This is a genomic window from Flavobacterium agri, from assembly GCF_013401995.1.
In the GTDB taxonomy this organism is placed as follows: Bacteria; Bacteroidota; Bacteroidia; order Flavobacteriales; family Flavobacteriaceae; genus Flavobacterium; species Flavobacterium agri.
Window position 1 is genome coordinate 771,762 of record NZ_JACBJI010000001.1, and the last position, 24,012, is coordinate 795,773.

Sequence of the window (24,012 nt, forward strand, 5' to 3'; positions counted from 1 at the left end):
TAATAAGTGTTTGAGGGATGTTTTTGGGATTCCGACGGAGGAGGAATCTCAGCCTTTAATCTACCCAGATTCCTCCTTCGTCGGAATAAATACGAAACTAAGATATCGTATCAATTACCGTCTTCTGGCGACGGTGGCGGAACTGCTTCCGTATTCGGTTTTGAAGTAGTCGGTTTCTTTTGTTTTTTGTCTTTTACGGGCGTAAAATTCATGCCTTCGTGTATGTACGAATCAGGCACTTCGGAATCGGCTTTTTCAAGATCGATCTTCGTATTCTTGAACAACTTATTGATGAGTTCCTTGAACGTATCGAAATCGACCTCATAGGTAATACCGACGCCTTGCGTATAACCTATTCCTTGTCCGATGTAGTTGATGTCGTTCTCTCGGTTGAACACGCGCAGGTTCATCGTACCGTCTTCGTTGACGCGGTATTGCACTTCCACATCGCCCACGATAGCCGATTCGTTCACGCCACCTACCGGAACGCCGACCTTTCCGTTGATCGTAATGCGGTCTGAAACCTGTGTTGAAACGGTAAAACCGACACGACCGTCGGCTTCGGTGCCGGGACGTCTGTCTGCAGCCACGAAATCGACGCCTACCTTGATGTTGGAATCGGGATCCTGGAAAATATCGCCAATCAATCCGCTTGCGGTTTCGAACAGGTTGCCCGCAAAATCGGACTCGTTCACGCCTTCCGGACTCAGGAACGTACCCGATGAAAGCAAATACAACGCCTGCGTTTGGCGTGTGTCCTTATCGTCGAGTTTGTATTGGATTTCCGATTTGAGCACCGAACTCACTGTCGGGAAGTTGATCGCAAAATCGGGCTCCGGGTTCGACAAGTTGCCGCGTACGCCAATCACGACTTCTACCGGAACTTTTTTGTTCACCGATGGATTCTCGAGCAAAATTGCCGGGTTCGCCGTCGTTTTATATACGGCTTCCATATTGAGCACGGCACGCATAGGGTCACCTTCCCAAGTGATCGAGCCGCCTTTCTTGAGCGCGAATTTCTTGTCGATCAAGCCGCCGTACTTGAAGTTGTAAATCCCTTCGTATGCCTGGAAATCGCCCCACATATTGAATTTACCGAGCGTATTGATCTTGAACAATAACGATCCGAAGCCTTTGCCTTTGATGCTGTGGCCGCTGTTTTTGTCAATGATGACTTCCACTTCGGCTTCAGGCGTGATATCGAAGTCGAACTCGAGTTCCAAACCGTTGTAATTGCGCACCTGTTCTACGATGCCTTTCTCGAGGTTGTATTTTTCTTTCGGACTCAGGAAGTGGATGTAACTTCTCGATCCCGTCGATTCCGTATTGTTGATCGGTACTTTGATCGAAGTGCCCTGTTCCGATTTCGCATCGACCTTGATGAACAAGCCGTTCGTCGGACCCGAAATAGAAGCCGTTCCGTTTATGAACGCCGTTCCGTAATACGCCGCGTCATCGCTGTCCTGTGTGTCGAGTGCAAGCAAGCGTTGTGAAGCGATGTTCAGATCGAGTTCCCAATCGGCAAATTTCTTGTGTTCGATGCGGCCTTCGAGCGTACCAACGGTTTTGTATTTCGTATCGGTAATCCCGGTATTGCGGATCAGGAATTGGGTTTCGGTCACATCGACTACCGATCGCTTATCCATTTCGTATTGCGTATTCAGGTACGGCACTTTGAGCGACGCGTCGTCCAGATACAACCTTCCGTTCACGTCGGGATCGCTGAAAGCGCCGTCGATCCTCGCATTGCCCGAAGCAAAACCTTTGATATCCGAAATGGCTTCCCCGCTTAGCAACGCATTGAGCATCGCGAGGTTGAACCTGTCGAAACGCATGTCGACATCAAGTAACGTCTGGCCGCCACTTACCGTGATTTCGCCATCTGCGCGGAACGCTTCGAAATTCTTGTTCTCGAGTACCGAATTCACGTAGAATTTCCGGAAGCTGTCGTCTCCGTCCACATCGAGCACGAGATTGCCCATTTCGGTTTCGTTGACGAACAGGTTATCTATGCGCACCGACGACATCGGCTGATAAATCTCGCCATCCTGCTTGAGGCTGACCGTTCCGTTAAGACTTCCTTTGACGCGGAAATTCTGGGAATCGGGCGTGAATTTCGAAAGATCGACATGATCGAAACTCAACGTGAGGTCTTTTTTGTTTTTGCCGTTGATCAATCCGTTGAACTTCATGCGTTCGTTGTAGTGCGAAAGCGTGAAATTGTCGAAATTGAAATTCTTGAACGAACGATCCATGACGACTTTGTTTCCGTCCTGATCATCCTCGTTCAGATACCACACGTAATCTTTGTATTTGAGTTCCGATTTGTTGAAACCCACGATCACGTTTTTCTGTTTGTCGAGCGTGTGATACAGGTTCAGGTTGAACGCATCCTGCCCTTTCGGTCCGCCTTTGAATTCCGTCCTTACGAAAAGCGTGTCGCGGGCCGTGACGTTGAGCGCGCTGAAATCGGAAATTTTGTACCATTTGGTTCGGATACTGTCCATTTCGACATAAGCGTTGTACAACGGATTCTTGTTGTCGACCTGGATGCGCACGTTGTCGAAATAATTCTCGTAAGCGCCGATCTGTGGCGAATCGAACCTGAACTTGAAGTCGTTGTTGTCGGAATTGATGCTGCCCGCGACCTGCGTATTCGGCCCGATCGTTATCCCCGGAAGGAAAATTTCGAGCACTTTGTTGTAAATCGCGAAGTTGAACTTCATGTACTGTCCTTTCGCGATTTTGTAAGGCGTGTAGTTCGCGTACAGGCTTCCGAGCGAGTTCTCTATCATTTTCGGCATCTGGTCGAATTTGTATTTTCCGACGATCTCGCCTTCTATGATGTCGGGTGAATTGATCGCTATCGTACGCACGCGGTTTTGGTCGAATGAGACGTTTATCGAAAAATCCTCGAAATAATAAATGTCGCGCTTGTTCTGGTAAGAGGTTTGGTTGATGTGGATGTTGCCCTGAAGATCGTCTATAGAATTTCCCGAAATCTGCGTACTGATGTCGCCTTTGAACACCGCGATCGAATCGTTCTTGACCCAACGCATCTTGCCCAGGTTCGCATAGTCGATCTTGGTGTGGAAATCGTATTCGATCTCTTTTTTGCCGAGGTTGACCTTTCCGTCGAAATCCATGAACAGGTTCGGATCGTTTACGAACACCTGGCCTTCGAACACCGGATTGGTGAAATTCCCGTTGACCAAAATGTTGCTGTACACGTAGTCGCGGTAACGGATCTTGAAGATGTCGCCCGAGAACGACGTGTCCATGTATTCCTGTTTGAAACCTTTTCCGTCTACGTCTACGTCAAGACTCACGATTCCCAAATCGCGTTTGTCGAGGAAATTCCCGATGTCGAAATTGTCGAGTATGATGTGTCCCGTATATTCGGCATTGTCGATGTTTCCGATGTCGGTCATCACGATTTCGGTCTTGATGTTGCCGAGCGAAGTCGTCATCGAAAGTTCCGTATCTATAGACGAAGTGGTGATTTCGGCCCTGCCGGACATGTTGAACTTGCCGAGTTTTTTGAGGTTCGTCGGAAGTTTTTTACCCAATACGTTGGGCAACAGATCGACCAGATCCTGATAATCGGAATACACGCGATCGAATGTGCCGTTCATATAGAAATTCTGTCCGGTTTTCCCGAAAAGGTTCTTGAAACGCACGTCGCCGATGATCTCGGAACCCTTTTCGTCTTTCAGTTTGAGGTTTTGGGCGTAAAGATTATTCAGCGTTCCCGTCACATGCGACGTAAGACTGAAATACTTGTTGCGGCCCATTTCCTTGTAGAAATAGTAGATGTCGTTCGTGGCCAAAGTCGCCTGTTTGACGTTGATGTCGAACTTGACTTTGTTGTTGAAATCGGAAAAATCAGATTTCACATACGTTAGCAACACATCGCCTTTCATCAACGAATGCGCGGTATTCACATCGAGATTCTTGAGACTGATGTTGGTTTTGTTGTATTTGAAAAGCGCCGTAAGGTTCTTCACATAAAGCCCGCGGTAATCCATGAACGCCAGTTCGCGAATGTCCATCGTGACTTCGGGCCCGTACACCATAAAATCTTTGATGCGTCCGTCGAGCTTGCGGAAATCGGCGTCTTTCGGGTTTTGCCGGTTTTCGTCGAGAAGGATGAAACGGCTGTTCGAAACGTAAAGATTATCGGCTTTTAGCAAAAATTTCCTGCCCGACGGTTTTGCTCCGGGTTCGTCGAAAAGCTTGAGGAATTTGTCGAGGTTGGTCTCGCGCTCGCCTTTGTAGGTTTTCATGTTGAAGACCATGCCGTCTGCGCGGATGTCGCCGAAAAGCAGGTCGCCTCCGTACAATCTTTTGAAGCTTAAGATATTGGTTTGTATGCGGTTCGCGTAAATCAGCGTGTCTTTTTTGTAGTCGCGGATCATCACCGTGTTGAGTTTCACGCTGCCGAAAATGCTGATGGCCACTTTGTCGACTTTGATGTCCGTGCCGTAGTCTTCGTTGATTTTTTCGGTAAGGTATTGGGCGAGTTTGGTCTGTACGGGCGGAAGCGACAGTAAGATGCCTGTCATAAGCAAAAACAGGATCAAGGCGATCACCGTCCGGATTGCTATTTTTTTAAATTTTTTGATACCCGTTAATGTTTTAATTTTGCCTTTTTAACTCTGCCCAAAGATAACTCAAAAAAAGTGCCATTTTATGAGCCAAAAGGATGTATTTATCCTGTCGATAGAAAGTTCGTGCGACGACACCGCAGCCGCCGTATTGCATAACGACAAGGTATTGTCTAATGTTGTGGCGAACCAGTCGATACACAACGAATATGGAGGCGTCGTACCCGAATTGGCTTCGCGCGCCCATCAACAGAATATCGTGCCCGTAATCGATACGGCGTTGAAACGCGCCAACATAGACCGCAAACAGCTTTCGGCAATCGCATTTACGCAAGGTCCGGGATTGATGGGTTCGCTTCTCGTCGGAAGTTCGTTCGCCAAATCGTTGGCACTCGCACTCGATGTACCGCTTATCGCGATCAATCACATGCAAGCCCATATTTTGGCGCATTTCATAGACGAGCAAGGATTCGACAAACCCGAATTCCCGTTCCTTGCGCTCACCATTTCGGGCGGACACACGCAAATCGTCAAGGTGAATTCGTTTTTCGATATGGAAATCATAGGCGAAACTACAGACGATGCGGTTGGAGAAGCGTTCGACAAAAGTGCGAAAATCCTAGGACTTCCGTATCCGGGCGGGCCGCTTGTAGACAAATATGCGCAAATCGGCAATCCGAAGGCTTTTAGTTTCACCAAACCCAAAGTTCCGGGTCTCGACTTCAGTTTTTCGGGATTGAAGACCGCGATTTTATACTTCATCCAAAATAACAAAGCGGCAAATCCGAATTTTATCGAGGAAAACCGCGACGACATCTGTGCGTCCATCCAGCATACGATCATCGAGATTTTGATGGACAAGATGAAACTGGCCGTCGAACAAACCGGAATCAAACAAGTGGCCATTGGCGGAGGTGTTTCGGCCAATTCCGGAATCCGCAAAGCGATGAAAGACGCCGAAACCGATTTGGGCTGGAAGACGTTCATCCCTAAATTCGAATACACGACAGACAACGCCGGAATGATCGGCATCGCGGGTTATTACAAATTCCTCGACGGCGATTTTGAAGATGCGTCGGTCGTATCGAAAGCAAGAATCGAATTCTGATGCAACTGTTCTACACTCCCGAAATAAACGCCCAAACCGACACCTTCATCTTCGACAAGGAAGAAAGCCGCCACATCGTTAAAGTATTGCGAAAAACGACGGGCGACAAAGTTTACGTGACCAATGGTTTAGGTTCTTTATTCAAGACCGAAATAACGCTCGCTTCAGACAACAAATGCACGGTCAAAATCGTGTCTGAGGAAAAATCGCAACCGTTGCCATTCCATTTGCACTTAGCCGTCGCACCAACCAAAATGAACGACCGATACGAATGGTTTCTTGAAAAAGCTACGGAAATCGGTGTTTCGGAAATCACGCCCATCATCTGCGACCGATCGGAACGCACTCAGGTAAAAATCGACCGTTTCGAGAAAATCGTGGTGTCGGCAATGAAACAATCGAACCAATACCATCTTCCCAAACTCAATGAAGCCATGACGTTCAAGGAATTCCTGAAAACGAAACCGGATGGGCAAAAATTCATCGCACATTGTGAGGAAACCGACAAGAAGTCGTTCAAAAGCGAACTGCAAAAAGGTGTGGATGCGACGATACTGATCGGACCCGAAGGTGATTTTTCCGAAAAAGAAATTGCGCTCGCCCTTGCAGACGGCTATATTCCCGTATCTTTAGGCGAAACTAGATTGCGTACGGAAACCGCGGCTGTAGTGGCTTGCCATACCGTCATTCTATTAAATGAATTATAATTTTTATTCTTTATTGTTATTTTTTATTAGACTCGGCAGGAAAACGCATTCTGAATAATAATGGTAATAAATAATTGGAAACACAATGTTTAAAAAACTAATCTTCCTTTTTCTAATAGTCAGTGTTTTCAACGGAAATGCCCAGGAAATTGCGCTTTTGAAATACAACGGAGGTGGTGATTGGTACGCCAATCCAACCTCGCTTCCGAACCTGATCAAGTATTGCAACCGCACACTCAATACGCGCATCACGGCGAAACCTGCAACGGTCGAACCCGGAAGCCCCGACCTGCTCTCCTACCCGTTCGTACACATGACCGGCCACGGCAATGTGGTGTTCAGCGACAACGACATCCAGAACCTGCGCAATTACCTTGAAGGTGGCGGATTTCTTCATATAGATGACAATTACGGCATGGACGAATACATCCGTCGTGAAATCAAACGGATTTTCCCGAGCAACGCTTTGGTAGAATTGCCCGCAAACCACGCGATTTTCCAGAAACCCAACGTGTTTTCATCGGGAATCCCTAAAATACACGAACACGACGGCAAGCGCCCGCAAGCGTTCGGGATTTTTATAGACGGACGGCTCGCGTTGCTGTATACGTTCGAAACCGACCTTGGCGACGGATGGGAAGACCCTGAAGTACACAACGACCCGGCCGACGTGCGTGAAAAAGCGCTCAAAATGGGCGCCAATATCATCAATTACGTTTTCAGCAACTGATATGACTTCGAACACATTAGCCAAAGGAATCCTCAAAGCCGTCGGCGTTTTGGTCGCGATCGTACTCGTTTTGTATTTTTTATGGCTCGTGCAATCGGTAATCGTATATCTGGCGGTTTCGTTGATCCTGACGTTGATCGGAATGCCGATCGTGAAATTCCTCAAGAACAAGTGCAAGTTCCGCAACATTTTCGCGGTGCTTACGACTTTGCTGGTTTTCGTCGGATTCATTTTCGGATTCATCATGATGTTCGTGCCTCTGGTCGCTTCACAAGGACACAATCTCTCGCTTCTGAACACGGCGGCGATCGAACAGAATGTCATCCAATTAATCGACCAGGCGAGCAATTGGCTCGAAAGCCATAACATCGATTCGGCCAAATTGCTCAAGGAATCGAACATGACTTCGAAGATCAACTTCAATTTCATCCCGAATTTCCTCAATATGGTCTTGGGCACGATCAGCAGTTTCGGCGTCGGATTGGCTTCGGTGCTTTTCATCACGTTCTTCTTTTTGAAGGACAGGCAGATGTTCACCAACATCATCCGCGTAAGCCTCCCGGAAACCCACAAGGAAAAAATCCTGAATTCGCTCGACAAGATCGATTATTTACTGTCGCGTTATTTCATCGGATTGCTCGTGCAGCTGTTGATCATTTTCGTTCTATACCTTGTCGTCCTGCTCATTTTCGGTGTCGAGAACGCACTCATCATCGCATTTTTGTGCGCGGTCTTGAACATCATTCCGTACGTCGGGCCGCTTATCGGTTCGATTTTGGCCGCAGTACTCACGATGCTCAGCAATTTGGGAAGCGATTTCCAAAGCGAGATATTGCCGACGACGATCTATGTGCTTTTCGGATTCTGGATCGTGCAACTGATCGACAATAACCTCACGGGCCCGCTGATTTTCTCGAACAGCGTCAACTCTCATCCGCTTGAGATTTTCCTGGTGATTCTCGCTGCCGGCTTCTTTTTCGGGATTTTGGGAATGGTGATCGCCGTGCCCATGTATACGATACTCAAAGTCATCGCGAAAGAATTCTTCCCGGACAACAAGATCGTGCAACTGCTAACGCGAAAAATCTAGCCGTGAACCGGGATTTGCTTCGCGACGATGTCCAGAAATGGATTGCCGACCATACGTTTTCGGACGTGAAAAAACTCGCGTTGGCCAAAAATCCGTTTCCCGATGCCGATTATAAAGAATTGCTGAACCAGATTTCGGCTCGTGCCAAGGCCAAAGACAAATTGCCGGGTTGGTTCAATACGGGCGGAATCGTTTATCCTTCGAAAATTTCCGTAGAACAGACGTCTTCCGAAAAAACGGCCGAGTATAAATCGCACTTGGTTTCGGGTGAAAAACTCATCGATCTGACGGGCGGTTTCGGCGTGGACGATTTTTACTTTTCGAAACAGGTAAATCAGGTCGTGCATTGCGAAATGAATCCCGAATTATCTGAAATAGCGGCTCACAATTTCAAGCGACTCGAACGCCACAACATTGTTTGTGAAAGCGGCGACAGTACCGAAATCCTTAAAAACCTCGAAACGCGTTTCGATTGGATTTACATCGATCCTTCGCGCCGAAACGACACCAAGGGAAAGGTTTTCCTTTTGGCAGATTGCCTTCCGAACGTTCCCGAACTTCTCGATTTCTACTTTTCCTTTTCGGACAACATCCTCATAAAGACGGCGCCGCTTTTAGATATAACCGCAGGTTTGAAAGAACTCTCGCATGTTTCGGCCATTCATATCGTCGCTGTCGAAAACGAAGTCAAGGAATTACTTTTTGAAGTCCGAAAAGATTTTATCGGATCGCTTCAAATCAAATCGGTCAACCTATTAAAGAACAGCACACAGGAATTCTCATTTTTAATTTCCGAAATGTATGTGGAAAGTGAATTCGGAACTCCTAAAAAATACCTTTACGAGCCCAATACCGCCATATACAAATCGGGCGCTTTCGATTTGATCGGACGTCGATTCGGGCTCACAAAACTGCACAAGCATTCGCATTTGTACACTTCGGAAACGCTAGTTCACGATTTTCCGGGAAGGATTTTTGAGATCCAAACCGTTTTGGATTACGACAAAAACGCGATGAAAACCCATCTTCAAGGCAAAAAGACGAATGTTTCGGTGCGCAATTTCCCCGAAACCGTAGAAAAGCTGCGCCAGAAATGGAAGATGCTTGACGGAGGCGATTCCTATTCTTTTTTCACGACCGCTTATCCAAACGACAAAATAGTTTTACTTTGCGCCAAAATTTGATTTGATGAAACGTTTTGCCCTCGTGATCGCCCTGTTGTCGATTTCATTCGCGTATTGCCAGAAACCATGCGACTTCAGCACCAATGTAAAAGACAGCCTCGGGACGTATAAATCTACACGCGAATATGCTTTTTACGAAAAGGTATTCGGAGCGACTTCTTCGCGGATTTTCTTCTCTTTGGTAAAGACCGACGATTTGCCCGCGCTCAACGTGACGTTCATCTACAAAAGTAACGATTTCATCAAGGCGAACTGTTTCGACAGCAATTCACGCATGTACCTGCAATTGGCAAACGGAAAGGTCGTGACTTTAGTTTATGCCGGAAACGACAACTGCGGAACGATGGTTCGCGACCAAGCCGGCATCAACAACCGCATACAAACGGGCGTTTTCCTCTTTATGAAAGATTCGTACGAGGAACTCAAAAAATCGCCAGTAAACCTCATGCGCATCCGATATGGTACCGAAACGCTTGACTACATTGTCAAAAGCGAGCTGATCTCGGAAGCCGACGGACTTACGTACCATCCTGAAACCTATTTCGTCGATGCATTGCATTGCATCATGAATTAGCGGCAGTCCCATTTCTCATTCGAGATTTTGTAGTTTGAAGCCCCGTTCAGGTTGAAGTGCCACCATTCCGATCGCAAAACGGTAAAACCATTCGCAGACATTACGGTTTGCAACAGCTTCCTGTTTTTCTTGACTTCTTCGGATAAATTGACGTAGTCCACAGCCGCTTCGGGTCCGAAGTGATCGAAAGCCGTTCCCATGTCGAGTTCTTTTCCTGCTGAATCGACCAGTGTGATGTCTACGGCTCCACCTCTATTGTGTATCGATCCTTTTGCCGGATTGGCGACATAATCGGGATTGGATACGATTTTCCACATTTTTTTCTGGATGTCTAGCGGGCGATAGCAATCGAATATCTTGATGCGGAATCCCAATTTGAGGAAATCCTGATTGGCTTGCATCAACGCCTGCACGGTCTTGAGACGCAGGAAGCATTCGGGGCATTCGTATACTTGGCTTTTTAGGAAATTATCGGTCGTGGCGTATTTGATGTCGTAAACGAAATCGGTGCTGTAATTTTTGAGATCGACAAACGTCGTGTCTGGAATGGCGGGCATGCCTTTTGGTCTTTCGCTCTTTTTGGGCGTAACCGTTTTAGGAAAATCGGATGTAGCGATGATGTCCCCCGAAGGTTGGATTCCTTCGAGTTGTTGCTGTTTGCTTTTGCAATTCCAAAAAAGAGCAAGTATTAAAAGATATGCGAAGGCTTTTACGGATGGCATCATTTGATTTTTGTTCAAGATAGCGAAAAATCAAAAGTTTAGGAAACGGAAAAATTTATGTTAAGTACTGACAATTAACCGCTTTAAAATCTCACCTGAAAAACTTTTAAAAAAAGAAGTCATTATTTTGTAAAATATCGATTGAACGTTTACATTTGCAACCGCAAAAAGCCAAAAGTTCTTTTGCATTTAGGAGAGGTGCCGGAGTGGTAACGGAGCAGATTGCTAATCTGTCGGCGAGCAATCGTCGCCAGGGTTCGAGTCCCTGTCTCTCCGCTTTTAAAATTATATTCAGTAATGCTTTGCTTACTGGATTTCGGGGTGTAGCGTAGCCCGGTCATCGCGCCTGGTTTGGGACCAGGAGGTCGCAGGTTCGAATCCTGCCACCCCGACAAAGAAAATCCTTCCGCATGTAATGCGGAGGGATTTTTTGTTTTGTAGAAAAATGGCCGAGCTCGCTCGAGCTATTTTTCTATAAAACAAAAAAGACCGTGCGATGCGCAGCATCGCGTAAAGGATTTTCTTTGGGTCGACACCCACTCTCAGGATCACGCGCAGCGTAATCCTGTTAAATTAACGCACTCTTATCGCAGAACTCACCGCCCGCATTTATTCAACTCACCAATCTATTACTTATCCTTAATCTTAGATTCTCATTTTTGGGAATTGAGACCGCTTGTTTTGATGATGTCGCTTCGCGACATCTTTTTTAAGTTTATAGTTTTAAAGGATTTACAAATCACGAGGATTGCGCTTTGCGCCATCCTTCAGAGCTCCGCTCTGAGAATGCAAAAACCAAACAAAAAAGGCCTCAAGCAAGCTTGGGCCTTTTTTGTTTGGTTTTTGCATTCATTCGTGATCGCAGAAGGATTCGAACCTTCGACCGCCTGCTTAGAAGGCAGGTGCTCTATCCAGCTGAGCTATGCGACCTTTGTTTTAAAGCGGTGCAAATATAGTCAGGTTTATCGGGTTTGACAATAACAGATAAAAATAATTTGACAATACCTGTCATTTAAAACTTAAAGCGCTGTGAATCTGATATCTGAAATTTCTTATTCTGACTCAAAATGCTTTTCGATTCTCGATTTGGCAAATTTTCCATAAATCCGATAATTGATTACAACTTATTAACAGAAACATAAATTGAACCCAAGTATTTTGAAAATTCCCTAAATTCGCGCAACACAAACAAAAAAACCATCATGAAGAAAGTAGTTATCGTATCGGCTGTGAGAACCCCGATAGGAAGTTTTATGGGTGCTTTATCTACCGTTGCCGCTCCACAATTGGGCGCAGCTGCCATTAAAGGCGCTTTGGACAAGATAAACCTCAAACCTGAAATGGTCGACGAAGTCCTTATGGGTAACGTCGTACAGGCTGGCGTAGGACAAGCTCCCGCGCGTCAGGCCGCATTGGGTGCCGGTTTGCCGAATTCCGTAATAACGACTACCGTAAATAAAGTATGCGCCTCGGGTATGAAAGCCGTTATGCAAGGCGCGCAGGCCATACAGCTTGGCGATGCAGAAATCGTCGTTGCCGGCGGAATGGAGAACATGAGCATGATCCCGCATTACGTCCAGATGAGGACTGGCGTGAAGTTCGGGGGCGCGAATCTTATCGACGGATTGCAGAGAGACGGTCTTAGCGACGCTTACGACAACAACGCCATGGGTGTCTTCGCCGATGCATGCGCCAAGGAATACAACTTTTCACGTGAAGAGCAAGATGCTTTCGCAATTCAATCATACGAGCGTTCGGCCAAGGCTTGGGATGCCGGGAAATTCGACAACGAGGTCGTACCGGTTGCCGTTCCCCAAAGACGTGGAGAACCTGTAGTGGTTGCCAAAGACGAGGAATACACAAACGTAAAACTCGACAAAATACCGGCATTGAACCCTGCGTTTACAAAAGAAGGAACGGTTACGGCCGCAAACGCCTCTACAATCAACGACGGAGCCGCCGCTTTGGTGTTGATGAGCGAAGACAAAGCCAAAGAACTCGGATTGAAACCGCTTGCCTACATCAAAGGCTATGCGGATGCCGAACAAGAGCCGAAATGGTTCACTACTTCTCCGGCAAAAGCGCTTCCGAAAGCATTGGACAAAGCCGGAATTTCTAAAGACGACGTCGATTTCTTCGAATTCAATGAGGCGTTCTCTGTTGTCGGATTGGCGAACGCAAAAATCCTCGGATTGCCTGCAGATAAAGTAAACGTAAACGGAGGCGCGGTCTCTTTGGGTCACCCGCTAGGTGCGTCCGGAGCGCGTATCATCGTGACTTTGCTCAACGTTTTGGAACAGAACAACGCCAAAATCGGAGCGGCTGCGATCTGTAACGGAGGCGGCGGTGCTTCGGCAATCGTCCTCGAAAGAGCATAATTGGGCGAATCGCTTTTTTGATTTGGACTGAGTTCGTATTTTTGTAGCGAACCCTAGCCCTGATAGCAGCGGATAGCCTTTTGAAAAAAAGTACTGGTTTTGCAAGACGGTGACGGCGACCAACGGAAGCCGGAAGCGACTTTTGCAAAACCGTATTTTTTAAGAAAGCTAGCAGCGAATAGCAGGAAAAAGCTCCTACTAACAAACAACATTTAATGTTCGGAATCTGTAATCTAGCCATCATTCCTTTGCGAGCTGAAAACAGCGATCGCAGCGAAATTGTGTCACAAGTGCTTTTTGGCGAGCATTTCGAAGTGCTCGAGACCAAAAACAACTGGACGCGCATCAAGTTGGCTTACGATTCTTACGAAGGTTGGATCGATACGAAACAATACCAAAAGATTTCGCAGGCCGATTACAAACTTTTGTCGGATACGGCGATCGTGTTGAATTCGGATCTGATCGAATACGTGACGGGTGCGAACAATTTGCTGATGCCGATTCCTCTCGGGGCTTCGCTTTCGTTTTTGAATTCGGAAGAAATCAATACGCAGCAGTTTGATTTTGAAGGTTTGAAGGTTTCGGGAATCCGTCCGAAATCGAATTTGATCCCGACGGCTTTCATGTATCTCAACGCTCCGTATTTATGGGGCGGAAAAACCCCTTTCGGGATTGATTGTTCGGGACTAACGCAAATGGTGTACAAACTCAACGGTTATCAGTTGCCGAGAGACGCGTCTCAACAGGCTTTGGAGGGCGAACCTTTGAGTTTTATAGAAGAAAGCGAGCCTGGTGATTTAGCGTTTTTCGACAATGAGGAAGGCAATATCATTCACGTGGGTTTGATCATGGAGAACAATTACATCATCCACGCAAGCGGAAAAGTCAGGATAGACAGACTTGACCATTTGGGAATCTACAACGCGGAAACCAATCGCCATACCCATAAATTAAGGGTAATCAAGAAATACATATAAAACAAAAACCCGGACGCGAATCCGGGTTTTTTATTGAGTTTTGCAAACTTATTTACCTTGTTGCTTGGCTTTTAGCGCCTTGTACTTATCGGTCATTTCAAGATAACCGTAAACGCTCAATAGGTTGGTCACTACATTGCCGTCTTCTGGAGCAAGCTCGTGGGCTTTTTCAAGATACGGCAATACCGATTTGAAAAGCGCGATACGCTGGGCTTTAAGCTGGTCGTATTTTTTGTTGTCGGCCGCAGATGTTCCCAATTTATTCATTTGCTCGGTCAACGGCTTGTCGGCTGCGAGTTTTACCGCCGAAAGGTTCACGTAAGCATTGGTATAGTTCGGGTCGAGTTTGATGGTTTCGTCGAAATGCTTTTCGGCTTCGGCCATTTTTTTCTCTTGGAACGCCAAAACGCCAAGGTTGTAAGTAGCATTCGGATCACTTGTGTTGGCCACTTTTTTATAGTCTTCGTAATTCGCACTGCTCAAGACCATTTCAGACTGGAGCGTTTTGAGTGTGGCATCGTTAGGCAGGATCGCCATACCTTCGGCCAATGCCTTTTTGGCTTCCTCATCCTTTTTTTGTTGCAGTAGGATACGCACCAGGTTCGAATAAATTTCCGATTGCTTTGACGGTTCCTGCTCTTCTTTAGGCAAAACGTGCGTTCCGAGTTTTACGGCCTGGTCACGTTCCGCTTTAGAATTGAAACTCTCGTACTTGTCATTAAGTTTGCTCTTGGCAGTGTATACGGTTTTCTCACCCGTGTATTTAGCCGCATTCAGTTCTTTGTAATACGAGACTGCATTGTCGTAATCCTGTCCGTTCACCGCATAGCTGGCCGCGTAGTACAACACGTCTACATCGGTTTTATCCATTTCGTAAATAGAATGCAGGATTTTGGCAGCTTCCTTGTTTTTTCCGGCACTGCCTAAACCGACGGCGTAATTCAACAAAGTCGGCCTGAACGAGGTAACGGTCTCCTTAATGTCATCTGTATACACCTTTTTGTTCGTTTTCTCGTAGTCGAGCGTGGCGTTCAACGACTTGGCCAAAAAATCTACTCTTTCTGGCGATAACGCATTCATCACGAATTGTGGATTAGACGCATTTTCCTGTAGACCGATTTCAAGAAGCGGCAACATTCCTTTGTAAAAATTATAGTATACCTTATCTGCTGGTTCCGAAACCAAAGGTTCCGCTTTATTCAAAGCTGCCTTGTATTCGCTTATGTCCTTTGCCGACATCTGCTCGATGGCATACAGTTTCTTAAGTGTCTTAAGCTCATCCTTTTGTGCGCTGGCCGAAAGCGATACCGCCAGAATCGAGGCCAATGCTAAATTGCGTAATTTCATAATAGTTGTGTTTGTTATTCTTGGGATTCGTCGTTGGTTTCATCGGTTTCCACTGAAAGGTCGTCGTTTGCGATATCTTCATCGGAAATCGGACCGTTTGCTTCAACCGTTTCGGCATCCACATCGATGGCTTCTTCTTCCTTCATGACTTTCGTAACGGCCGCGATGGAATCGTTTCCTTTGATGTTGATCAGGCGCACACCTTGAGTGGCACGCCCCATGACGCGCAAATCCTCGACGGCCATGCGGATCGTCAATCCCGATTTGTTGATGATCATCAAATCATCGGCATCGGTCACGTTGTTGATCGAAACCAGTTTTCCGGTCTTGTCGGTGATGTTGAGCGTCTTCACTCCTTTTCCGCCACGGTTTGTGATACGGTAATCTTCGAGCGACGAACGTTTTCCGTAACCGTTTTCGGATACGACCAAAATTTCGGATTCCATATCGTTCACGGTCACCATTCCGATCACTTCGTCTTTGTCGTCGGCAAGCGTGATGCCTCGTACTCCAGATGCTGTACGACCCATCGGACGTGTTTTCCCTTCTTCGAAACGCACGAGTTTACCAGACTTCACGGCAACAAGAACCTGGCTGTTTCCGGTTGTCAATTTTGCTTCCAACAGCTCGTCGTCTTCGCGGATGGTAATCGCTGCGACACCGTTTGTTCTCGGACGTGAATATTGCTCCAAAGACGTTTTCTTGACCTGACCTTGCTTGGTCACCATGATCACGTAATGATTGTTCACGTATTCGGTATTCTTCAGATCCTGCGTACAGATGAATGCCTTGACCTTGTCGTCGTTCTCGATGTTGATCAGGTTTTGGATCGCACGGCCTTTGCTCGTCTTGTTTCCTTCGGGAATTTCGTAAACGCGCATCCAGTAACATTTTCCTTTTTGGGTGAAGAACATCATGTATTGGTGGTTCGTCGCCACATACAGATGCTCAAGGAAATCGGCATCGCGCGTCGCCACGCCTTTTTGTCCGACTCCACCTCTGTTCTGGGTTTTGTATTCCGAAAGCGGCGTACGTTTGATGTAACCCGCGTGCGAAATCGTGATGACTACGCTTTCATCGGCGATCAAGTCTTCTATACTTACGTCTCCGCCCGAATATTCTATCGTAGAACGTCTTTCGTCTCCGTATTTGTCGCGGATTTCTTCAAGTTCCTGCTTGATGAGTTCCATTCGGAGTTCCTTGCTTGCGAGCAAATCCTTCAAGCGTTGGATGAGCTTCATGATGTCTTCGTATTCCGCACGCAACTTATCCTGCTCAAGACCTGTCAACTGGCGCAAACGCATCTCGACGATCGCGCGTGCCTGGATTTCGGACAGGTTGAAGCGTTCGATCAATTTCGCTCTCGCTTCATCTCCGTCTTTCGACGCACGGATCAACTGGATCACTTCGTCTATGTTATCGGAAGCGATGATCAGACCTTCCAAAATATGGGCGCGTTCTTCGGCTTTGCGCAATTCGAACTGTGTACGGCGGACCACCACATCGTGACGGTGCTCGACGAAATAATGGATAAGATCCTTGAGGTTGAGCAACTGCGGGCGTCCGTTAACGAGCGCGATGTTGTTCACGCTGAAAGACGACTGCAATTGGGTGTATTTGTAAAGCGTGTTCAAAACGACGTTCGGAACGGCTTCTCTTTTGAGGATATATACGATACGCATTCCGGTCCTGTCCGATTCGTCGCGGATGTTCGAGATGCCTTCGATTTTCTTTTCGTTTACGAGGTCGGCCGTTTTTTTGATCATTTCGGCTTTGTTGACCTGATACGGGATTTCGGTCACGACGATGGCTTCGCGTCCGTCAACTTCCTCGAAATTCGCTTTGGCGCGCATCACGATCCGGCCGCGACCGGTCTTGAATGCCTCGCGAACGCCTTCGTATCCGTAAATCACACCGCCCGTCGGGAAATCCGGGGCTTTGATGTGGTTCATCAATTCGTCGATCTCGATTTCTTCGTTATCGATATAAGCAAGCGTTCCGTTGATGACTTCGGTGAGGTTGTGTGGCGCCATGTTCGTGGCCATACCTACCGCAATACCGGCAGCACCGTTTATCAGAAGATTGGGAACACGCGTCGGCATGACTTTCGGCTCCTCGAGCGTGTCGTCGAAGTTGAGCTGGAAATCGACCGTTTCCTTGTCGATGTCGGCCAAGATCTCTTCCGAAATCTTCTTCATGCGCGCTTCGGTATAACGCATCGCCGCAGGGCTGTCGCCGTCGATCGACCCGAAGTTACCCTGGCCGTCGACCAAAAGATAGCGCAAGCTCCATTCCTGGGCCATACGTACCATGGTATCATATACAGAAGAGTCACCGTGCGGGTGATATTTACCCAACACCTCTCCTACGATTCTCGCTGATTTCTTGTGGGCGCGATTAGACAAGACGCCCAACTCGTACATTCCGAAAAGCACACGGCGGTGTACGGGTTTTAATCCGTCACGCACATCTGGCAGTGCACGTGACACAATGACCGACATCGAATAGTCGATATAGGCCGTCTTCATTTCATCTTCAATGTTGATCGGGATTAATTTTGATCCGTCTGACATATTCCGTTTGTTAAAATTTACCTTAGTATTAAAATCCCGCTAATATAACGTTTCCGTAGGAGTTTTCGGGACACGCCACACCTAATTTTCCCCTTATTTTATTAACAATTTCAAAGAATTCAAGGTTGATAAATTAGTAGTTGTTTAACTCGATTATTGCTATATTTTTTGTCACTTAGCTGTGATTGGATTTGGGCTGGGAACGGTTTTTGCAATCGGCGTCCGTAATCCTTAACTTTATATACCGAATCCCGCATACTATGGATGATAATTTTTCACCAAGAGTCAAAGATGTAATAACCTACAGCAAGGAAGAAGCGCTTCGTTTGGGGCATGACTTCATTGGCACGGAACATCTTATGCTGGGCATTCTCAGGGACGGAAACGGAAAGGCGATCACGATACTGAACAACCTGTCGGTCGATCTTGAACACCTGCGCCGCAAAGTAGAAATCCTGAGCCCGGCGAATCCCAACGTAGACATGAGCAACGAAAAGAAAAACCTTCACCTGACGCGTCAGGCGGAGCGCGCCTTGAAAACCACTTTCCTCGAGGCCAAAGTTTTCCAGAGCACGTCTATAAGCACGGCACATTTGCTGTTGTGCATTTTGAGAAACGAAAACGATCCTACAACCAAACTGCTGAATAAACTCAAAATCGATTATGACGCAGCCAAAGAACAATACCTGAATATGACGCCAAACGAAGAAGAATTCATGGAAAACCTTCCGAGGAACGAGTCGTACAACGACGATCCCGGACAAGATGACAGCCTGAAAGAAGGCAGTTTCAACAACCCGCAAAGCAAATCGAACAAGAAATCGAAAACGCCTGTACTCGATAATTTCGGACGCGACTTGACCGAAATGGCCGAAGAAGGCAAACTCGATCCGGTCGTAGGACGCGAAAAGGAAATCGAGCGCGTGTCGCAAATCTTGAGCCGACGCAAGAAAAACAATCCGCTTTTGATCGGTGAGCCCGGAGTGGGTAAATCGGCGATTGCAGAAGGTTTGGCCTTGCGCATCATCCAAAAGAAAGTATCGCGCATCCTTTTCAACAAAAGAGTCGTGACGCTGGATTTGGCAAGCCTTGTCGCAGGTACTAAATACCGCGGCCAGTTCGAGGAGCGTATGAAAGCGGTAATGAACGAACTCGAGAAAAACGACGACATCATTTTGTTCATCGACGAGATCCACACCATTGTCGGTGCGGGCGGAGCTACCGGCTCACTCGACGCTTCAAACATGTTCAAACCCGCTTTGGCGCGTGGCGAAATCCAATGCATCGGCGCTACGACTTTGGACGAATACCGTCAATATATCGAGAAAGACGGTGCGCTTGAGCGTCGTTTCCAGAAAGTGATCGTAGAACCGACTTCGGTTGAAGAGACGATTACGATTCTGAACAATATCAAGAACAAATACGAAGATCACCATAACGTAACCTACACGCCAGAAGCGGTAGAAGCTTGCGTGAAGTTGACAAACCGATACATGTCTGAGCGTTTCCTTCCGGACAAGGCCATCGACGCCATGGACGAAGCCGGTTCACGCGTACACATCACCAATATCGACGTTCCGAAACAAATCCTTGAATTGGAACGCCAGTTGGAAGAAGTACGTGAGTTGAAGAATTCGGTGGTCAAAAAACAGAAATACGAAGAAGCGGCCAAATTGCGCGACGACGAGAAACGCCTCGAGAAAGACCTTGCCATCGCCCAAGAGCAATGGGAAGAAGATTCTAAAAGCAACCGTATCGTCGTTACCGAAGATAACGTGGCCGACGTCGTATCGATGATGACCGGAATTCCCGTAAACAGGATCGCACAGACCGAAAGCAACAAGCTTGCGAAACTACCCGATCTGATCAAAGACAAGGTCATCGGACAGAACGAAGCCGTCGCCAAAATCGCCAAATCGATCCAGCGTAACCGCGCCGGATTGAAAGACCCGAACCGTCCGATCGGATCGTTTATTTTCCTTGGACAAACCGGTGTCGGTAAAACGCAATTGGCGAAAGTGCTCGCCCGTGAATTGTTCGATTCCGAAGACGCTTTGGTTCGAATCGACATGAGCGAATACATGGAAAAATTCGCGATTTCGCGTTTGGTCGGAGCGCCTCCGGGATACGTCGGATACGAAGAAGGCGGACAATTGACCGAAAAAGTACGCCGCAAACCGTATTGCGTGGTGCTTCTCGACGAGATCGAAAAAGCGCACCCTGACGTATTCAACATGATGCTTCAGGTGCTCGACGACGGTTATTTGACCGATTCGCTCGGGCGCAAGATCGATTTCAAGAACACGATCATCATCATGACGTCGAACATCGGCGCACGCCAGTTGAAAGATTTCGGACAAGGTGTCGGATTCGGTACGTCGGCAAAAGTCAACCAAGCCGACGAGCATGCCAAATCGGTTATCGAGAATGCACTCAAAAAAGCATTTGCTCCTGAGTTTTTGAACCGTATCGACGACGTTATCGTGTTCAACCCTCTTGATAAGGAACACATTGACCAAATCATCGAGATCGAGCTCAAGAAATTGTACGCGCGTATCGCAGATCTTGGTTACACGTTGCGCCTTTCCGATAAGGCCAAAGCGTTCATCGCCGACAAAGGCTTCGACAAGCAGTTCGGTGCGCGTCCGCTAAAACGCGCTATCCAGAAATATGTCGAGGATGCGCTTGCCGAAGAGATCATCTCGTCTAAAATCGGGGCCGGAGACGAAATCTTCATGGATATCGAAGACGAAGCCTCGGACGAATTGACCGTCACCGTCCAGAAAGCCCAAGAGCCTACGAATTGATTGATAACAATTATTTGATATTGAAACCCGTCTAAATTAGGCGGGTTTTATTTTTTTAGCTGCGAATAACACGAATTTCACCAATTGTTGACTAGTGAAATTCGTGTTATTCGTGGTCAAAAACTACTCATAAAATTCCCAAAAAACATTCGCAGCTCAAAGTCAAATCTTTTACATTTGAATCCAAATACAACCCCAATGCAAGACCAAAAAGTCGTCATCGGAAGCGAGGAATGGTGCTCCTTCCCTGCTCTCGGAATTCCTAAAATAAAAGCTCGCGTCGATTCGGGCGCGAAAACATCGGCACTTCACGCAATCAACATCGCCCCATTCCGCAAAGACGAAGAAAACTGGGTGCGTTTCGACGTGAATCCGATCCAAAAAAACGTAAAAACGGTATTGCATTGCGAGGCGCGTCTCGTCGGAAGACGCATCGTCAAAAGCTCGAGCGGCTACAAAGAACAGCGCTATGTAATTTCGACCGATATATGTTTCGACAACCAAACCTGGCCGATCGAGATGACACTCACCAATCGCGATTCCATGGGATTCCGCATGTTGTTAGGACGAGAGGCGATGATCGGGCGCATGCTCGTCGATCCGAGTCAATCTTACCTATTGGGACAACCGACTTCCGAAGAACTCAAAACCGTCTACCGCGACGCCATTCAAGCCAAAAGCGGATTGCGCATCGGATTGTTGGCAAGCAATCCGGAGCTTTACAGCAACAAACGCATCATGGAAGCCGGAGAAAGCCGCGGGCACGACATGCACTTCCTCAACATCAAGGAATGCTATATGAAACTCGACGGACACAATCCCGAAATCCATTACAGAGGCGGGAAAATCCTTAACGATTTCGATGCGATCATCCCGAGAATTCGTCCAAGTATCACGTTTTACGGATGTGCACTGACACGTCAATTCGAAGCACTTAAAGTATTCTGTCTCAATTCATCGAAAGCCATTACACAATCGCGCGACAAATTGTATTCGCTCCAATTGCTGCTCAATCACGGCGTCGACATCCCGACGACAGGATTCGCGAATTCGCCTCTCGATACGGACGATTTGATCAAGATGGTCGGAGGCACGCCGCTTATCGTAAAACTGCTCGAAGGCACGCAAGGAAAAGGCGTCGTTCTCGCCGAAACCAAGAAAGCGGCCGAATCGGTGATCAACGCGTTCAAAAGCCTCAATGCGAACATTCTCGTACAGGAATTCATCAAGGAAGCCGACGGAAAAGACATCCGTTGTTTCGTGATCGACGGAAAAGTAGTAGCCGCTATCCAAAGGGAAGCCTTACCTGGCGAATTCCGCGCGAATATCCATCTTGGCGGCACGGCATCGATCATAAAACCAACGCAGGAAGAAAAAAGGATTGCGATAAAAGCGGCCAAAGCGATGGATTTGAAAGTGGCAGGTGTCGATATCATCCGCTCGTCCAAAGGCCCGCTTTTGCTCGAAGTGAACTCATCTCCGGGACTCGAAGGCATAGAAGGCGCTACGAATAAAGATGTCGCGGGCGAAATGATCAAAGCCATCGAAAAGAATTTTAAATTGCAGAAAACTTCGTAAAACGATGAATCCGTACGTCGATATCGTATTGAGAAGCACGGCCGTGTATGTGTTCATGGTCGTGGCACTGCGTATTTTCGGCAAAAAAGAACTCTCGCAGCTCAATACGTTCGACGTTATCCTGATTTTACTCATCAGCAATTCGGTCCAGAATGCCATGGTCGGGCCGGACACTTCACTTTGGGGCGGAATCGCCGCGGCTACGGTATTATTCGCGATCAATTTTATCGTAAAAAAACTGTCGTCGCGATCGATGTTTTTCGGAAACCTGCTTATCGACAAGCCCGAAATCCTTGTCCACAACGGGAAACCCGATTTCAAGATGTTGGCCAAGCTCGACATAAGCGCCGAAGAATTGGGCGAAGCGATGCGCGAACACGGCGTCGAACATTATTCGGACGTGAAACTCGCGATGCTCGAGCCAGACGGCAACATCAGTATCATTTCGGGAGAAAACACGTTGAAGCAAACCCATTACAAACGCCGACGAAACCGCAAAAACATCGTATCGGTCTAATTTTTCTTATCGGATTTCTGCCGTTTGTAATTTCTGATTTTGTCGCTGTCGTAAAACAGGAAAGTATTGAATCTGCCTTTTTTATCGGGAGTAAACCTGAATTCGACGCTCGAGCCTTCAAAAAGATAAAATGTCGTTTCGGATGCCGGTATAAACTCGATTTTTTCGTTCGGATTGTTGCCTCCGTAAATCATCAGCTTATCGTTTTCGACCAAAATCGTAATATCCTGGCTTCCGCTTGTCGTGGTGTACGTTCCCACATATTTCTGCAGATCAGAAACGGGTAACGCCACGCGCTTGAACTTGAACTTCGTTTGGGAAAGCATCCAATCATACACACTGTCGTTGCTGTATGTCGCGTCCCAACTGTTGTGATTGGCCTCGGGATACAACGTAAATTTTACGTCTTTGCTGTATTTTTCGAGCGAATCGATCATCACTTGGGATTCGGACGGAAGCACCACATCGTCTTTCGCTCCGTGAAAACACCAAACCGGAATGTGCCGCAAACGATAATTCATCGACGGGTCGCCACCGCCGCACACCGGAGCGATTGCTGCAAATTCCTCGGGAAATTCCTGGGCGATTTTCCAAGTGCCGTATCCGCCCATGCTTAAACCCGTCAAATAAATTCGGTCGGTGTCGATGCGGTATTTCGACTTGAGATCGTTGAGCATCTTCCTGATGATGTCGGGTTTGAAACCTTCGGCCTGCGGCGCCTGGGGCGAAACGACGATCATAGGGAACTTCTTTCCCTGATCGATGAGTTTGGGCGGGCCGTTCACCTTGACTTTATTGAGGTCGTCACCACTTTCGCCCGACCCGTGAAGAAAGATCATAAGCGGCCAGTTTCTGTTCTTATCCGAATCGTATCCGTCGGGCAAATACAACAGGTATTTGGTTTCAAGCACGAATTTTTCCGATGTCTGCTGCGCAAAAACCGAAAGCGCGAACAGAAAGCACAAAGCAAGCAACGATTTTTTCATTTTGTCAAGTTATGACAAAAAAGACGTTGCGTTCCACCCAAATGTTACAGCAATAAAAAACCTGCCGTGAAGCAGGTCTAAAAGTTCAAAAATTACCATCCTGTGTTCGTGTGCGGTTGGTCGCTCG

The 24,012-nt window shown here is 47.3% G+C and carries 16 protein-coding genes and 3 tRNA genes; 13 read left to right on the forward strand and 6 right to left on the reverse strand.

Annotated features, from left to right (window positions below; genetic code table 11):
- Positions 1–110 precede the first annotated feature (110 nt).
- On the reverse strand, positions 111–4,565 hold the full coding sequence (locus tag HZF10_RS03675) for a translocation/assembly module TamB domain-containing protein (RefSeq protein WP_176004823.1): 4,455 nt from the start codon (positions 4,563–4,565) through the stop codon (positions 111–113).
- A 127-nt stretch (positions 4,566–4,692) separates the two neighbouring features.
- Here HZF10_RS03675 and tsaD point away from each other — a divergent pair, with 127 nt between their 5' ends.
- The 6 genes from tsaD to HZF10_RS03705 all read left to right on the forward strand — a co-directional run bounded on the left by tsaD (position 4,693) and on the right by HZF10_RS03705 (position 10,000).
- Complete coding sequence (gene tsaD / locus HZF10_RS03680; protein WP_176004824.1) at positions 4,693–5,715, forward strand: tRNA (adenosine(37)-N6)-threonylcarbamoyltransferase complex transferase subunit TsaD; 1,023 nt, start codon at positions 4,693–4,695, stop codon at positions 5,713–5,715.
- A complete protein-coding gene (locus tag HZF10_RS03685) occupies positions 5,715–6,422 on the forward strand; it encodes a 16S rRNA (uracil(1498)-N(3))-methyltransferase (RefSeq protein ID WP_176004825.1) in 708 nt (235 codons plus the stop codon). The genes tsaD and HZF10_RS03685 overlap by 1 nt, the downstream gene beginning before the upstream one ends.
- Before the next feature lie 85 nt (positions 6,423–6,507).
- Positions 6,508–7,152, forward strand: a complete 645-nt coding sequence (locus HZF10_RS03690) for a DUF4159 domain-containing protein (RefSeq protein WP_176004826.1) — start codon at positions 6,508–6,510, stop codon at positions 7,150–7,152.
- Position 7,153: 1 nt separating this feature from the next.
- Positions 7,154–8,242 (forward strand): AI-2E family transporter, encoded by a 1,089-nt coding sequence (locus HZF10_RS03695; RefSeq protein ID WP_176004827.1) that lies wholly within the window; start codon positions 7,154–7,156, stop codon positions 8,240–8,242.
- Between the two features lie 2 nt (positions 8,243–8,244).
- Complete coding sequence (locus HZF10_RS03700; RefSeq protein WP_176004828.1) at positions 8,245–9,426, forward strand: THUMP-like domain-containing protein; 1,182 nt, start codon at positions 8,245–8,247, stop codon at positions 9,424–9,426.
- Positions 9,427–9,430: 4 nt separating this feature from the next.
- Positions 9,431–10,000, forward strand: a complete 570-nt coding sequence (locus tag HZF10_RS03705; protein WP_176004829.1) for a hypothetical protein — start codon at positions 9,431–9,433, stop codon at positions 9,998–10,000.
- Here the strand turns inward: HZF10_RS03705 and ddpX are convergent.
- Positions 9,997–10,725, reverse strand: coding sequence for a D-alanyl-D-alanine dipeptidase (ddpX, locus tag HZF10_RS03710; protein ID WP_176004830.1), 729 nt, complete (start codon positions 10,723–10,725; stop codon positions 9,997–9,999). The genes HZF10_RS03705 and ddpX overlap by 4 nt on opposite strands.
- Before the next feature lie 189 nt (positions 10,726–10,914).
- On the opposite strand from ddpX, the gene HZF10_RS03715 reads away from it, so the two are divergent.
- Positions 10,915–10,998 (forward strand) — tRNA-Ser (locus tag HZF10_RS03715).
- 41 nt (positions 10,999–11,039) lie between these two features.
- Positions 11,040–11,114, forward strand: a tRNA-Pro gene (locus tag HZF10_RS03720).
- A 464-nt stretch (positions 11,115–11,578) separates the two neighbouring features.
- On the opposite strand, the gene HZF10_RS03725 is transcribed toward HZF10_RS03720, so the two are convergent.
- Positions 11,579–11,652: transfer RNA gene (locus tag HZF10_RS03725), tRNA-Arg, on the reverse strand.
- 269 nt (positions 11,653–11,921) lie between these two features.
- Here HZF10_RS03725 and HZF10_RS03730 point away from each other — a divergent pair.
- On the forward strand, positions 11,922–13,100 hold the full coding sequence (locus HZF10_RS03730) for an acetyl-CoA C-acyltransferase (protein ID WP_317171588.1): 1,179 nt from the start codon (positions 11,922–11,924) through the stop codon (positions 13,098–13,100).
- A gap of 215 nt (positions 13,101–13,315) precedes the next feature.
- Positions 13,316–14,077 carry a C40 family peptidase gene (locus HZF10_RS03735; protein ID WP_176004832.1) on the forward strand — a complete coding sequence of 254 codons (762 nt, stop codon included), beginning with the start codon at positions 13,316–13,318 and terminating at the stop codon, positions 14,075–14,077.
- 48 nt (positions 14,078–14,125) lie between these two features.
- On the opposite strand, the gene HZF10_RS03740 is transcribed toward HZF10_RS03735, so the two are convergent.
- Together HZF10_RS03740 and gyrA are read right to left on the reverse strand one after the other, a co-directional pair.
- A complete protein-coding gene (locus HZF10_RS03740) occupies positions 14,126–15,424 on the reverse strand; it encodes a tetratricopeptide repeat protein (protein ID WP_176004833.1) in 1,299 nt (432 codons plus the stop codon).
- A 14-nt stretch (positions 15,425–15,438) separates the two neighbouring features.
- Complete coding sequence (gene gyrA, locus HZF10_RS03745; protein WP_176004834.1) at positions 15,439–17,997, reverse strand: DNA gyrase subunit A; 2,559 nt, start codon at positions 17,995–17,997, stop codon at positions 15,439–15,441.
- Positions 17,998–18,257: 260 nt separating this feature from the next.
- On the opposite strand from gyrA, the gene HZF10_RS03750 reads away from it, so the two are divergent.
- The 3 genes from HZF10_RS03750 (at position 18,258) to HZF10_RS03760 (ending at position 22,899) form a co-directional block, all read left to right on the forward strand.
- The gene (locus tag HZF10_RS03750) at positions 18,258–20,804 is read left to right on the forward strand and encodes an ATP-dependent Clp protease ATP-binding subunit (protein WP_176004835.1); all 2,547 of its coding nucleotides are present in this window, start codon (positions 18,258–18,260) and stop codon (positions 20,802–20,804) included.
- A 198-nt stretch (positions 20,805–21,002) separates the two neighbouring features.
- On the forward strand, positions 21,003–22,382 hold the full coding sequence (gene rimK / locus HZF10_RS03755) for a 30S ribosomal protein S6--L-glutamate ligase (RefSeq protein ID WP_176004836.1): 1,380 nt from the start codon (positions 21,003–21,005) through the stop codon (positions 22,380–22,382).
- 4 nt (positions 22,383–22,386) lie between these two features.
- Positions 22,387–22,899: a DUF421 domain-containing protein gene (locus HZF10_RS03760; RefSeq protein ID WP_176004837.1), complete on the forward strand. Its 513-nt coding sequence runs from the start codon at positions 22,387–22,389 to the stop codon at positions 22,897–22,899.
- Here the strand turns inward: HZF10_RS03760 and HZF10_RS03765 are convergent.
- The gene (locus tag HZF10_RS03765) at positions 22,896–23,885 is read right to left on the reverse strand and encodes a carboxylesterase family protein (protein WP_176004838.1); all 990 of its coding nucleotides are present in this window, start codon (positions 23,883–23,885) and stop codon (positions 22,896–22,898) included. The two genes, HZF10_RS03760 and HZF10_RS03765, sit on opposite strands and share 4 nt — an antisense overlap.
- Positions 23,886–24,012 lie beyond the last annotated feature (127 nt).